Genomic DNA, 13608 nt, shown 5'->3' on the forward strand with positions numbered 1-13608 from the left:
CCGGCGGTGTGCTGCTGCCGTTCTTCTCCTTCATGACGTTCCTGATCGCCGTCCCGACCGGTGTGAAGTTCTTCAACTGGATCGGCACGATGTGGAAGGGCTCGCTGTCCTTCGAGACGCCGATGCTCTGGGCGACCGGCTTCCTGATCACCTTCACGTTCGGTGGTCTGACCGGTGTCATCCTGGCCTCGCCCCCGATGGACTTCCACGTCTCCGACTCGTACTTCGTGGTGGCCCACTTCCACTACGTGGTCTTCGGTACGGTCGTCTTCGCCATGTTCTCCGGCTTCCACTTCTGGTGGCCGAAGATGACGGGCAAGATGCTGGACGAGCGCCTCGGCAAGATCACCTTCTGGACGCTGTTCGTCGGCTTCCACGGCACCTTCCTGGTCCAGCACTGGCTGGGCGCCGAGGGCATGCCGCGTCGTTACGCCGACTACCTGGCGGCCGACGGCTTCACCACGTTGAACACGATCTCGTCCATCAGCTCGTTCCTGCTCGGTCTGTCGATCCTGCCGTTCCTCTACAACGTGTGGAAGACGGCCAAGTACGGCAAGCCGGTCGGCGTGGACGACCCGTGGGGCTACGGCCGTTCGCTCGAGTGGGCGACCTCCTGCCCGCCGCCGCGGCACAACTTCCTCACCCTGCCGCGGATCCGCAGCGAATCCCCGGCGTTCGACCTGCACCACCCCGAGATCGCCGCGCTCGAGCAGCTTGAGTACGCCGGTCACGGCAGCGCCATCGAGGGCAGCAAGGAGGCCGGCAAGTGAAGATCCAGGGCCGGATGTTCATCTGGCTGAGCTTCTTCGTCCTGATCATGGCCGTCGTGTACGGCGTGTGGTCGAAGGAGCCGGCCGGTACCACGGCGCTCTTCCTGGCCTTCGGCCTGTGCATCATGATCGGCTTCTACCTGGGCTTCACCGCCCGGCGGGTCGACGCGGGTGCCCAGGACGACAAGGAGGCCGACGTCGCGGACGACGCGGGCGAGCTGGGCTTCTTCAGCCCGCACAGCTGGCAGCCGCTCGCCCTGGGCGTCGGCGGCGCCCTGGCCTTCCTCGGTGTGGCGGTCGGCTGGTGGCTGCTGTACTTCTCGGCACCGATCATCATGATCGGCCTGTTCGGCTGGGTGTTCGAGTACTACCACGGTGAGAACCGCACCCAGTAGCACGTACCGAGCGCATCGGGAGCCCGGACACTCCGCGAGGAGGTCCGGGCTCCTCCTTTTGCCGGAGTGTCCGTCCCTCGTACGAGTTACGTGCCGCGCCAGTACGCTCTCCACCTCATAGCGTGATCGTATGAACCACACTCCGCGGACCCGCACCGTCGTCAGCTGCGTCTTGCTGGTGACCGCCCTCGGCGCGGGCGTCATCGGCTGCAGTTCGGACGGCAACCCCCTGTCGGCCAAGCCGTACGACGCAGCGGACCAGATCTCCTTCAGCGGCCCCACCGGTGAGGGGAAGCGGGCCGACCCCGACAAGCCGCTGGAGGTGACCTCCAACAGCGATGACGACCGGATCACCGACGTCACCGCCCAGGACTCCACAGGGCGCTATGTGGCGGGCGAACTCGCCGCCGACGGGAGCCGCTGGCACAGCACCTCCCCGCTGGCCGCCAACGCCCACTACACGGTCACGGTGAGCACGGAGGACGACGACGGCGCGCCCGGTCGCAAGGTCCTCACCTTCGACACCAGCAAGCCGACCGCCCAGAAGCGCCTGAACGTCACCTTCGGGCCGGACGCGGGCCAGTACGGCGTCGGACAGCCCATCACCGCCCAGCTCGACCAGCCGGTCAAGGACAAGGCGCAGCGGGCCGTCGTGGAGCGGGCCCTGAGGGTGGACTCCACACCCGCCGTGCAGGGTTCCTGGTACTGGGTGAGCGACAAGGAACTCCACTACCGCCCCAAGGAGTACTGGCCCGCGCACGCCACGATCCAGGTGCACAGCAACCTGGACGGCGTCAGGATCAGCGACCGGCTCTGGGGCGGCAAGTCCAAGGCGCTGAAGATCACTACCGGCGACCGGATCGAGGTCGTCACGGACGCCGCGGCCCACCAGCTGACATTCTACCAGAACGGCCAGCAGGTCAATCAGATCCCGGTGACCACGGGCAAGCCCGGCTACGAGACCCGCAACGGTGTCAAGGTCGTCCTGGCCAAGCAGTACTTCGTACGGATGCGCGGCACCACGGTCGGCATCGCAGAGGGCAGCGCCGACTCCTACGACCTGCCGGTCTACTACGCCACCCGGGTCACCTGGTCGGGCGAGTACGTCCACGCCGCGCCCTGGTCCGTGGGCTCCCAGGGCTACGCGAACGTCAGCCACGGCTGCACGGGCATGAGCACCGGCAACGCCGAATGGTTCTTCGACCACATCCACGAGGGCGACCTCGTCAAGGTCGTGAACTCCAACGGCGACCCGATGGAACCCTTCGGCAACGGCTTCGGCGACTGGAACGTCGACTGGAAGAAGTGGCGCTCCGGCAGCGCCCTCGTCAACGGCACCCCGGACGGCCCCGCACCGCAGGACGCCCTGCGCCTGCAGCCCACGGCACTGTGAGCCACCCAGGGGCGCGGGGAACTGCGTGACGAGCCACCGGGGGCCGGCAGCCGCGCACCGAACCCGCGCCCCGGGCCGCTAGGCGCTCACCAACCGCTTGCGACGGAGCAGAGAGGCAAGGGCGGAGGCGAACTCCACCGGATCCACCGGCAAGGTGACCGCCGCATCGGCGCGGCTCCACGTGGCCAGCCACGCATCCTGGGGCCGCCCCATCAGCAGCAGCACGGGCGGGCAGTTGAAGATCTCGTCCTTGATCTGCCGGCACACCCCCATGCCCCCCATCGGCACGGCCTCGCCGTCGAGCACGCACACGTCGATGCCGCCCCTGCCCAGCTCCCTGATGACCGCCTCGGGAGTCGCGCACTCCAGGAACTCGACCAGGGGCACATCGGGAGCCGGCCTGCGGCCGGCTGCCAACCGCACCTGTTCCCGAGTGTTGGAGTCGTCGCTGTACACCAGCACCGTAGCGGTCGGCTGCATGCTTCCTCCGAGACGTCAGCGTCGTACGGACAAGCCCGTTGGGGCCGGATGTTACTCCCATGAACACCACGTCAACACCGGTTCGGCGGGCAGCAACACTCCGAACGGCACCCCCCGGAGTGAGGGCGGGATAAGCGACCGACATAATGTCGGTCGTGGCGACAGCAACGACAGTAGAAACCGGGCACGCGCACCCGTCGGTCAACCGACCGAACCTCACCAGCGTCGGAACCATCATCTGGCTGAGTTCCGAGCTGATGTTCTTCGCGGCCCTCTTCGCGATGTACTTCACCCTGCGATCGGTGACGGGTCCGGCGCACTGGAAGCACATGGCCGAGGCGCTCAATGTGCCCTTCTCGGCGACGAACACCACGATCCTGGTGCTCTCCTCGCTCACCTGCCAGCTCGGCGTGTTCGCCGCCGAGCGCGGGGACGTGAAGAAGCTCCGTGGCTGGTTCATCCTCACCTTCATCATGGGTGCGATCTTCATCGGCGGTCAGATCTACGAGTACACGGAGCTGGTGAAGAAGGACGGGATCTCCCTGTCCTCCGACCCGTACGGCTCGGTGTTCTACCTGACCACCGGCTTCCACGGCATGCACGTGACGGGCGGCCTCATCGCCTTCCTGTTCGTCCTCGGCCGAACGTATGCGGCCAAGAGGTTCACCCACGAGCAGGCGACCGCGGCCATCGTCGTGTCCTACTACTGGCACTTCGTCGATGTGGTCTGGATCGGCCTCTTCGCCACGATCTACCTGATCAAGTAGCCGGGACCGCTCCCGCAAATCCAGAAGCACCGACGCAGAAGATCCTGACACCGGGGTAATCCGTGAAAAAGCTCTCCGCACGACGACGCCATCCGCTGGCGGCGGTCGTCGTCCTACTCCTCGCGCTGGCGGCCACTGGGGGGCTGTACGCCGCGTTCGCGCCCGCGAGCAAGGCACAGGCCGATGAAACCTCCCAGTCCCTGACCATCAAGGAGGGCAAGAAGCTCTACGAGGTCGGCTGCGCCAGCTGCCACGGCACCGGTGGCCAGGGCTCCTCCGACGGCCCGAGCCTGATCGGTGTGGGCGCCGCGGCGGTCGACTTCCAGGTCGCCACCGGCCGTATGCCGGCGGCCACCTCGCAGGGCCCGCAGGTCGTAAAGAAGAAGAACATCTACACCCAGGAGCAGATCGACCAGCTCGCCGCGTACATCGCGTCGCTGGGTGCCGGTCCTGAGGTGCCGACGAAGCAGCAGTACGGCCCGGACGGGGCGGACATCGGCAAGGGCGGCGAGCTCTTCCGCACCAACTGCGCGCAGTGCCACAACTTCACCGGCAAGGGTGGTGCCCTGACCAAGGGCAAGTTCGCGCCGGACCTGACCGGCGTCGACCCGAAGCACATCTACGAGGCCATGCAGACGGGCCCGCAGAACATGCCGTCCTTCCCGGACACCACGCTGTCGGAGAAGAACAAGAAGGACATCATCGCGTACCTGCACGCGATCAACGGCGATCAGACGGAGCAGCCGGGCGGCATGGACCTGGGTGGCCTCGGTCCGGTCACCGAGGGCCTGTTCGCGTGGGTCTTCGGCCTCGGTGCCCTGATCGCGGTAGCCGTCTGGGTCGCCGCTCGGACCGCAAAGGCCAAGAAGTCATGAGTAGCCAAGACATTCCAGAAGAGAACCTGCCCGCTGAGCAGGACCACGCGCACGGCGCCGTGAGCGTCGCGGACGAGAAGAACCCGTTCGCGGACCCGGGCCTGCCGCCCCACGAGCACCGGATCCAGGACGTCGACGACCGGGCCGCCAAGCGGTCCGAGCGCGTCGTCGCCCTGCTGTTCACGATCTCGATGCTGGCCACCGTCGGCTTCATCGTCTCGTACGTGTCGATCCCGCACGACAAGTCGATCTTCGTCTTCCCGCTCGGTCACATCAGCGCGCTGAACTTCGCGCTCGGTCTGACCCTCGGTACGGCGCTGTTCTGCATCGGCGCGGGCGCGGTCCACTGGGCCCGCACCCTGATGTCCGACGTGGAGGTCGCCGACGAGCGGCACGCGATCGCGGCCTCGCCCGAGGTCCGTGCGAAGGTCCACGCGGACTTCAAGCAGGGCGCCACGGAGTCGGCGATCGGCCGTCGCGGCCTGATCCGCACCACCATGTTCGGCGCGCTGGCCCTGGTGCCGCTCTCCGGAGTCATGCTGCTGCGTGACCTCGGTCCGCTGCCCGGCACCTCGCTGCGCCACACGCTGTGGGCCAAGGGCAAGCTCCTCGTCAACATGAACACGAACCAGCCGCTGCGTCCCGAGGACGTCGCCGTCGGTTCGCTGACCTTCGCCAAGCCCGAGGGCCTGGAGGAGGTCGACGAGGACTTCCAGAACCAGATCGCCAAGGCGGCCCTGATGATCATCCGGCTGCAGCCGGACAACATCAAGGACAAGCAAGAGCTCGAGTGGTCGCACGAGGGCATCGTCGCCTTCTCGAAGATCTGCACCCACGTCGGCTGCCCGATCTCCCTGTACGAGCAGCAGACGCACCACGTGCTGTGCCCGTGCCACCAGTCCACCTTCGACCTCTCCGACGGTGCCCGAGTGATCTTCGGTCCTGCCGGTCACGCCCTGCCGCAGCTCCGCATCGGCGTGAACGACGAGGGTTACCTCCAGGCGCTCGGCGACTTCGAGGAGCCCGTCGGTCCTGCATTCTGGGAGCGCGGATGAGTACTGCAGAGAACCAGACGAACGGATCTGCCGCCGACGCGGCGGGCCGCTCTCGTGGGAAGGCTCCGGCCGGCGAGCGGATCGCCGACTGGGCCGACGGACGGCTCGGGATCTACTCCCTGGCCAAGTCCAACATGCGCAAGATCTTCCCCGACCACTGGTCGTTCATGTTGGGCGAAGTCTGCATGTACAGCTTCCTCATCATCATCCTGACCGGTGTGTACCTGACGCTGTTCTTCCACCCGTCGATGAACGAGGTGGAGTACCACGGCAGCTACGTCCCGCTCCAGGGACAGCTGATGTCCGAGGCGTTCAACTCGACCCTGCACATCTCCTTCGACGTGCGCGGTGGTCTGCTCATCCGGCAGATCCACCACTGGGCCGCGCTGATCTTCCTCGCCGGCATGTTCGTGCACATGATGCGCGTGTTCTTCACCGGCGCGTTCCGCAAGCCGCGTGAGATCAACTGGCTGTTCGGCTTCCTGCTGTTCGTCCTCGGCATGTTCACCGGCTTCACCGGTTACTCGCTGCCGGACGACCTGCTCTCCGGCACCGGTGTCCGCTTCACCGAGGGTGCGATCCTGTCCATCCCGATCGTCGGGACGTACATCTCGTTCTTCCTCTTCGGCGGGCAGTTCCCCGGTCACGACTTCGTCGCCCGGTTCTACTCGATCCACATCCTGCTGCTGCCGGGCATCATGCTCGGCCTGATGGTGGGCCACCTGATCCTGGTCTTCTACCACAAGCACACGCAGTTCGCGGGTCCCGGAAAGAGCGAGAAGAACGTCGTCGGCATGCCGCTGCTGCCGGTGTACATGGCCAAGGCGGGCGGCTTCTTCTTCCTGGTCTTCGGTGTGATCGCGGCCATCGCCGCGGTGACCCAGATCAACCCGATCTGGGCCATGGGTCCCTACCGTCCCGACCAGGTGTCCACCGGCGCCCAGCCCGACTGGTACATGGGCTTCGCCGAGGGTCTGGTCCGCTACATGCCGGGCTGGGAGATCAACTTCTGGGGTCACACGCTCGTCCTGGGCGTGTTCATCCCGCTGGTCCTCTTCGGTCTGGTCCTGGGCGTGATCGCGCTCTACCCGTTCGTCGAGTCCTGGGTCACCGGCGACAAGAGCGAGCACCACATCCTGGACCGCCCGCGCAACGCCCCGACCCGTACCGCGTTCGGTGTGGCCTGGGTGACCGTGTACATGGTCGGCCTGGTCGGTGGTGGCAACGACCTCATCGCCACCCACTTCCACCTGTCGATCAACGACGTGACCTGGTTCGTCCGGATCTTCTTCTTCGCCGGACCGGTCATCGCGTTCCTCGCCACCAAGCGGATCTGCCTCGGCCTGCAGCGCCGCGACCGTGACAAGGTGCTGCACGGTCGCGAGACCGGCATCATCAAGCGGCTGCCGCACGGTGAGTTCATCGAGGTCCACGAGTCGCTCAGCCAGGAGCAGCTGCACACCCTCACGGCTCACCACCAGTACGACCCGGCCGAGATCGGCCCGACGGTGGACGAGAACGGTGTGGAGCGCAAGGTGAAGTCGTCCGAGAAGCTGCGCGCCAAGCTCAGCAACGCCTACTACGGCGAGGACAACCAGATCCCGAAGCCCACTGTCGAGGAGTACAAGGAGATCACGAGCGGCCACGGCCACCACTGATCCCCGCGTCGCCACGCCACGCTGAAGGGCCCCGTCCGGCTTGCGGACGGGGCCCTTCGCCGTGTCCCCGGCTGGATAGGGTGGGATCACACGGTTCTGCGACGACACACAGGAGCGGCTGATGAGCGCTGTGACCCCCGCTGGAGGCGACACCGCGGCGGGCCGTTCCTGGCCCGCCCTGCTGAACGGGCTGCTGGACGGCCGGGACCTGTCCGCCGACGACACGGCCTGGGCGATGGACCTGATCATGCGCGGGGAGGCGACCGACGCGCAGATCGCCGGGTTCATGGTGGCTCTGCGGTCCAAGGGCGAGACGGTGGAGGAGATCACCGGCCTCGTGCGGACCATGTACGAGCACGCCAGGGTGATCGAGGTGCCGGGGCCGGCCGTCGACATCGTCGGTACCGGCGGCGACGGCGCCAAGACGGTCAACATCTCCACGATGTCGTCGATCGTCGTCGCCGGCACCGGAGCGAAGGTCGTCAAGCACGGCAACCGCGCCGCGTCCTCCGCCTCCGGGTCCTCCGACGTCCTGGAGAAGCTCGGCATCAATCTGAACCTGACCCCGCAGCGGGTCGCCGAGGTCGCCGAAGAGGCCGGCATCACGATCTGCTTCGCGGTGAAGTTCCACCCGTCGCTGCGGTTCGTCGCCCCCGCGCGCGGCCAGCTCGGGATCCGTACGACCTTCAATGTCCTCGGTCCGCTGACCAATCCGGCCAAGGTGCGGGCCCAGGCCGTCGGGGTCGCCGACCCGCGCATGGCGCCGATCGTGGCCGGGGTCCTCGCCGAACGCGGCAACTCCTCCCTGGTCTTCCGCGGCGACGACGGCCTGGACGAGCTGACGACCACCTCCACCTCCCGGGTGTGGGTGGTCCGCGACGGCAAGGTCACCGAGCAGAGCTTCGACCCGCGGGACGTCGGCCTCGACCTCGTACCCGTGGAGGCCCTGCGCGGCGCCGACGCGTCGTACAACGCGGAGGTGGCGCGGCGCGTGCTGGACGGGGAGAAGGGCCCCGTCCGGGACGCGGTGCTGCTGAACTCGGCGGCCGCGCTGGTCGCCCTGCGGCCGACGGACGCTCCGCTGGCCGACCAGCTCCGCTCCGGCATGGCCGAGGCGGCCGAGTCGATCGACTCGGGCGCGGCGAAGCGAGCGCTGGAACGGTGGGTCGCCGCCAGCAACCGATAGCGGCACCCGCGTGGCCGATCGCCGTCGCGGCGGATGCCGGGGATCCGTGTCCCGGGATCCGGACAGAAGTTGCGCGGCGGCGATCAGCTCGGTTAGTTTCCTGATCAGGTCATGAGTGACAGCCAAGAGGCCCCGGCCGGCTGTCCGGCAACCCTCCGTCCGTGGCGGGGTGCCCCGGGTGAAGACCAGGTCGTAGGCAGCGAGGTCTACGGCAAGCGCGGACCCCTCGCACACCAGGGGTCCTGGTCGTCGAGGGAGCCTTCTGTGAGCAAGCGAATGCGATAGGGCGTAGAGCCCCGCCTCCGCATCCCCCTTTTCACCCTCCTCCGTGCTGGAGCCGTATCCGCTCGCACGGTGGTTCCGCCTTGCCTCTCACAGGAGTTCACCATGTCCGTCTCCACCGCTGCCGCCGACCAGTCCGTTTGCCATGACATTCCGGGAACGCTGCCCGTTCTGGGCCGGGATGTCACCGTCCCGCTCGTGACCGGCGGCGAAGTCACCTACGCGGCGCTCGACTACGCGGCCAGCGCCCCCGCACTCCAGCGCGTGTGGGACGACGTGGCGGCCTACGCCCCGTACTACGGCAGCGTCCACCGCGGCGCCGGCTACCTCTCCCAGCTCTCCACCGACCTGTTCGAGAACGCCCGCAGGACGGTCGCCGAGTTCCTCGACTGCCGCGAATCCGACCAGGTCGTCTTCACCCGCTCGACCACCGACTCCCTGAACCTCCTCGCCCGCGCGCTCCCCGCCGACTGCCAGGTCTTCGTCTTCGAGACCGAGCACCACGCCTCCCTGCTGCCCTGGCAGGACACCCGGGTCACCTACCTCAACGCCCCGCGCACCCCGCAGCAGGCCGTCGAGACCCTGGAGCGCGCCCTGGCCGACCGCGACCCCCACGGCCCGGCGCTGGTCTGCGTCACCGGCGCCTCCAACGTCACCGGCGAACTGTGGCCGGTGCGCGAACTGGCCGCCGCGGCCCATGCGCACGGCGCCCGGATCGTCCTGGACGCCGCCCAACTGGCCCCGCACCACCCGGTGTCGGTCCAGGACCTGGACGTCGACTGGGTCGCCTTCTCCGGCCACAAGCTGTACGCCCCCTTCGGCTCCGGAGTCCTGGCCGGCCGCGCCGACTGGCTGGTCGCTGCCGAGCCGTACCTCGCGGGCGGCGGCGCGAGCCGCAAGGTCGCCCGGCGCGAGGACGGGGGAGTGACCGTGGAATGGCACGAGAGCGCCGCCCGCCACGAGGCCGGTTCCCCGAACGTCATCGGCGCCTACTCCATCGCCTCCGCCTGCAAGGCGCTCACGGAGGCCGGCTTCGACACCCTCGTGGCCCGCGAGCAGCACCTGATCGCACGGGTCCGCGAGGGCCTCGCCGAGGTCCCCGAGGTCAGGATCCTCTCCCTCTTCGGCGACGACGCCCCGCGCGTCGGCGTGATCAGCTTCGTGGTGGACGGCTGGAACAGCTCCCACTTCGCGGCCGCCCTCTCCGCCGAGTACGGCATCGGTGTCCGCGACGGCCTCTTCTGCGCCCACCCGCTGGTGCGCACCCTGCTGGGCTCCGACCCCCAGACCCAGGGCGAGTGCGGTGCCCCCGAGGCGGCCCCCGGCGAGAAGTCCCTGAACGCCATCCGGGTCAGCTTCGGCGCGGGCACGCCGGACGAGCACGTGGAGCGCTTCGTGGGCGCCGTACGGGAACTGGTCACCGACGGCGCGAAGTGGCAGTACCGCACGGAGGACGGCCGCTGCGTCCCGGCGGTCTGACCGCCGCACTGCCGGGGCGCGGGGCCGTATCGGCATCCGGCTGCGCGGCGCGGGCGCGACCGGCCGGCGACGGCGCGCGGTCGCGCACGCCCCGTGCCCCGCTGGAACCCCGGGCGTCTCTCGTGCCCCGCGGGCGCCCGGGCGGTCCTCAGACGATCAGTTGTCCAGGCCGATCGAGAACGCCGCCTCGAGGTCGTGCTGCGAGTACGTGCGGAAGGCGACGTGCGTGTCCGTGGCCTCGACTCCGGGGATCTTGCTGATCCGGCCCGGGATCACCTCGGCCAGGTCGTCGTGGCGCCCCACCCGCACCATGGCGATCAGGTCGTAGGTGCCGGTGACGGAGAAGACCTCGCTGACGGACTCCAGCGAAGCGATCTGCTCCGCGATCTCGGGGATCCGGTCCACGCTGGTCTTGATCAGGACGATCGCGGTGATCACGACGGGTTCTCTCCCTCGGGTGCCGGAGCCGGTGCGGACCTCACTTTAGTCCCACGGCCGTAGCGCACCCACGCGTAACCGAAGCCGACGCAGAAGCCCACCAGGTGGGCGAGGTACGCAACCCCCGGGCCCTGGCCCGCGTGGCCCGCCGCGAGCCACTGCAGGGACGCCCAGAACGGCAGCACCACCCAGGCCGGGAAACGCATCGGCAGGAAGAACAGGAAAGGGAGGAGACTGGTGACACGGGCGCGGGGGAACAGGTACAGGAACGCTCCGAGGACCGCCGAGATCGCCCCGGAGGCGCCCACCAGCGACTGCTCGGAGGCGGCGTTGGCGGCCGCGTAGCCCAGCAGGGCCAGATAGCCGCAGCCGATGTAGAAGAGGGTGAACTCCACCCGGCCCATCCGTTCCTCGGTCATCATCCCGAAGACGAAGAGGAAGAGCATGTTGCCGAGCAGATGCACCCAGCTGCCGTGCACGAACAGTGCGGTGGCCGGGGTGAGGGCCTCCGGGGCGGGCCTGTGGAACAGCTCCGCCGGGACCACCCCCCAGTGCCGGAAGTACGCGCGCTGCGCGGCCGCCAGCGCGTCCCCGGAGCCGTACGCCGGAGTCAGCCCCGAGGCCGGGCCCAGCGCGAAGATCAGGCAGCACACGACGATGAGGCCGTATGTCATCGGTGCGGAGGAGTCCCGGACAGCCCTGAGCGCCCCGAGGGTTCTGCCGGCGGCCGTGCTCCAGGTGTTGATCATGACTACAGAGCATGACGTAACGGGATGCATGCCAACAGACCGCCTCGCCGCGGCAGAGGGGCGGGCGGCGAGTACCCGCCAGGCCGTAGGGTTACGAGCCATACGCGTCGAGGAGCGGCGCGGACGGACCGAGTAAGGAAGCGAACAGCCACGATGACGGTTCCCCTGCCGACCGCCACGACGCGATGGCGTTGCACCCTCTGCGGCAACCTCACCCGCTTCGACGTGACCCGCTCGTCGAAGGTCGTCGAGTACGTCCACCTCGACCTCGGCGGCGAGCCGAACGTCGAGGAGCGTGAGGTGGTCAGTGAGACCATCGAGTCGGTCCGCTGTCGCTGGTGCAATGCGGTGGACCAGGTGGAACTCGTGGACAGGCCGGGCGCCGGCTCCTGAGCGGAGCGGGCCCCGTACAGGTATTGGGGTGTGACGGATGGTGGAGACCGCAGGCGGGGGGCCGGGCGACGGCACCGCTGAGGTGCTTGACCGTCCGCTGCCCGACGGCGTGCGGCGGCGGGTCGTGCAGATCGTCTCCGACGGCTTCGGCGGCCTGACCGTGGCGGAACTGCCCGCCCAGCTCCGGCAGTACGCCCGGTTCACCCCGAATCGGCGGGCCAAGTTCGCCGGGAACGCGATGGCGGCCGCGCTGGAGACCGATCCGCTGTTCCGGCAGCGGATCGGGGAGAAGCTCAGAGAGGCGCAGCCGGAACTCTCCGGCGCCCTCGACTCCGGCTCGCCGCCCCCGGCCGCGGACCCGCTCGATGTGGCGGCCGCGGCCTACGTACTGCGCCCCGCGGGCTGGGTGAAGCTGGTCACCGCGGCCGGCGAGGAGGCCCAGCGCGCGGACGCCGAGCGGGCCGACGAGGAGAGCCGGGCCGAACTGGAGCGGCTGCGCGTGGAACTCGCCCAGGCCCGGGAGCAGACCCGGACGGAGACCGAACGGCTGCAGAGCGCGCTGGAGTCGGCGAGGCGCGAAGCGGAATCGCTTCACCGAAAGCTGCGTGCCGCGCTCAGCGACGTCAAGCGCGGAGAGGCCGCGCTGCGCAAGGTCCAGGCCGAGATCGAGGCCGTGCGCTCCGAGGGGCAGACGCAGGTGTCGGCGGCCGAGAGCGAGTCTCGGCGGCTCAAGGCCCGCCTGGGCGAGGCCGAGGCCGCGGTGGAGGCCACCCGCAGGGCGGCGCGCGAGGGCCGCAGCGTCGAGGACATGCGGGTGCGGCTGCTGCTCGACACCCTGCTGGACGCCACGCAGGGGCTGCGCCGGGAACTCGCCCTGCCGCCGGTCTCCGTGCGCCCGGCCGAGACCGTGGACGCGGTCGAACCGGGACGGATGACCCCGAAGGACATCGCGGCCCGGGCGCTTTCCGAGAACGACCCCGCCATCCTGGACCAGCTGCTCGCGCTGCCGCAGGCGCATCTGGTGGTCGACGGCTACAACGTCACCAAGACCGGCTATCCGCAGATGCCGCTGGAGAAGCAGCGGCTGAGGCTCCTCGGCCAGCTCTCGACATTGGCCGCGCAGACCGGTGCCGAGGTGACCTGTGTCTTCGACGGTGCCGAACTCGCCGCGCCGGTGCTGCTCGCGCCGCCGCGCGGGGTGCGGGTGCTGTTCTCCAAGCCGGGGGTCACGGCGGACGAACTGATCCGGCAGCTCGTGCGCGCGGAACCGCCGGGCCGTCCGGTGATCGTCGCCTCGACGGACCGGGAGGTGGCCGACGGGGTCGCCAGGGCGGGTGCCCGACCGGTCGCCTCTGCGGTACTTCTGAAGCGGCTGTCCTGAAGGTGCAACGCGCATACGCAATGCCCGAATTGACCTGACCTGCGTGCCACATAGGGTCAATCGAGCATCACTGGATGTGAGTCGTGTGCAAAGAATGCATTGCGTCACGGTGTTTTTTGGCGCGAGGATTTGAACTGATCACAAGTGGGTCACTAGGGTCTGGGCTCGAACCTCCGAACGGGTGAACACTCACAAGAAGGAGTTCGTCCTCCGTGGCGTCCCACCGTCGACCCAAGCAGCCGAGCCGCACGCGTGTGACCGTGCTGACCACCGCAGCCGCCGCTGCCGTCGCGCTCAGCGCGAACGC

General features: G+C 68.7%; 14 protein-coding genes and 1 riboswitch. Of the genes, 11 read left to right on the plus strand and 3 right to left on the minus strand.

Going from position 1 to position 13608, the window contains the following annotated elements; genetic code table 11:
* The 3 genes from AB0H32_RS41230 to AB0H32_RS41240 all read left to right on the plus strand — a co-directional run.
* Positions 1 to 770: cbb3-type cytochrome c oxidase subunit I (locus AB0H32_RS41230; protein ID WP_361132447.1), on the plus strand; the 770-nt coding region annotated here is incomplete at its 5' end.
* Complete coding sequence (locus AB0H32_RS41235; protein WP_361132450.1) at positions 767 to 1165, plus strand: cytochrome c oxidase subunit 4; 399 nt, start codon at positions 767 to 769, stop codon at positions 1163 to 1165. The genes AB0H32_RS41230 and AB0H32_RS41235, both read left to right, overlap by 4 nt.
* 130 nt (positions 1166 to 1295) lie before the next feature.
* Complete coding sequence (locus AB0H32_RS41240) at positions 1296 to 2558, plus strand: Ig-like domain-containing protein (protein ID WP_361132452.1); 1263 nt, start codon at positions 1296 to 1298, stop codon at positions 2556 to 2558.
* Positions 2559 to 2636: 78 nt separating this feature from the next.
* On the opposite strand, the gene AB0H32_RS41245 is transcribed toward AB0H32_RS41240, so the two are convergent.
* On the minus strand, positions 2637 to 3038 hold the full coding sequence (locus AB0H32_RS41245) for a hypothetical protein (RefSeq protein ID WP_361132455.1): 402 nt from the start codon (positions 3036 to 3038) through the stop codon (positions 2637 to 2639).
* A 146-nt stretch (positions 3039 to 3184) separates the two neighbouring features.
* On the opposite strand from AB0H32_RS41245, the gene AB0H32_RS41250 reads away from it, so the two are divergent.
* From AB0H32_RS41250 to AB0H32_RS41275, 6 genes are all read left to right on the plus strand, one after another.
* The gene (locus AB0H32_RS41250; protein ID WP_066992847.1) at positions 3185 to 3805 is read left to right on the plus strand and encodes a heme-copper oxidase subunit III; all 621 of its coding nucleotides are present in this window, start codon (positions 3185 to 3187) and stop codon (positions 3803 to 3805) included.
* Positions 3806 to 3867: 62 nt separating this feature from the next.
* Complete coding sequence (locus tag AB0H32_RS41255; RefSeq protein WP_361132459.1) at positions 3868 to 4680, plus strand: c-type cytochrome; 813 nt, start codon at positions 3868 to 3870, stop codon at positions 4678 to 4680.
* Positions 4677 to 5735, plus strand: a complete 1059-nt coding sequence (locus tag AB0H32_RS41260; protein ID WP_361132462.1) for a Rieske 2Fe-2S domain-containing protein — start codon at positions 4677 to 4679, stop codon at positions 5733 to 5735. Before AB0H32_RS41255 ends, AB0H32_RS41260 begins: the two co-directional genes overlap by 4 nt.
* Positions 5732 to 7393: a cytochrome bc complex cytochrome b subunit gene (locus tag AB0H32_RS41265; RefSeq protein ID WP_361132465.1), complete on the plus strand. Its 1662-nt coding sequence runs from the start codon at positions 5732 to 5734 to the stop codon at positions 7391 to 7393. The genes AB0H32_RS41260 and AB0H32_RS41265 overlap by 4 nt, the downstream gene beginning before the upstream one ends.
* Before the next feature lie 121 nt (positions 7394 to 7514).
* Positions 7515 to 8579 (plus strand): anthranilate phosphoribosyltransferase, encoded by a 1065-nt coding sequence (gene trpD, locus AB0H32_RS41270; protein ID WP_361132468.1) that lies wholly within the window; start codon positions 7515 to 7517, stop codon positions 8577 to 8579.
* A gap of 107 nt (positions 8580 to 8686) precedes the next feature.
* Positions 8687 to 8803: riboswitch (SAM riboswitch) on the plus strand.
* Positions 8804 to 8966: 163 nt separating this feature from the next.
* Positions 8967 to 10340: an aminotransferase class V-fold PLP-dependent enzyme gene (locus tag AB0H32_RS41275; RefSeq protein ID WP_361132471.1), complete on the plus strand. Its 1374-nt coding sequence runs from the start codon at positions 8967 to 8969 to the stop codon at positions 10338 to 10340.
* 156 nt (positions 10341 to 10496) lie between these two features.
* On the opposite strand, the gene AB0H32_RS41280 is transcribed toward AB0H32_RS41275, so the two are convergent.
* Both AB0H32_RS41280 and AB0H32_RS41285 read right to left on the minus strand, forming a co-directional pair.
* Positions 10497 to 10778 (minus strand): Lrp/AsnC ligand binding domain-containing protein, encoded by a 282-nt coding sequence (locus tag AB0H32_RS41280; protein WP_361132474.1) that lies wholly within the window; start codon positions 10776 to 10778, stop codon positions 10497 to 10499.
* Positions 10775 to 11527: a rhomboid family intramembrane serine protease gene (locus AB0H32_RS41285; protein WP_361132477.1), complete on the minus strand. Its 753-nt coding sequence runs from the start codon at positions 11525 to 11527 to the stop codon at positions 10775 to 10777. The genes AB0H32_RS41280 and AB0H32_RS41285 overlap by 4 nt, the downstream gene beginning before the upstream one ends.
* 153 nt (positions 11528 to 11680) lie before the next feature.
* On the opposite strand from AB0H32_RS41285, the gene AB0H32_RS41290 reads away from it, so the two are divergent.
* Both AB0H32_RS41290 and AB0H32_RS41295 read left to right on the plus strand, forming a co-directional pair.
* Entirely contained in the window at positions 11681 to 11920 is a 240-nt protein-coding gene (locus AB0H32_RS41290) for a hypothetical protein (protein WP_361132480.1), read from the plus strand.
* A 37-nt stretch (positions 11921 to 11957) separates the two neighbouring features.
* The gene (locus AB0H32_RS41295) at positions 11958 to 13301 is read left to right on the plus strand and encodes an NYN domain-containing protein (protein ID WP_361132483.1); all 1344 of its coding nucleotides are present in this window, start codon (positions 11958 to 11960) and stop codon (positions 13299 to 13301) included.
* Positions 13302 to 13608 lie beyond the last annotated feature (307 nt).

The organism is Streptomyces sp. NPDC020362, from assembly GCF_040642095.1.
GTDB lineage: Bacteria > Actinomycetota > Actinomycetes > Streptomycetales > Streptomycetaceae > Streptomyces.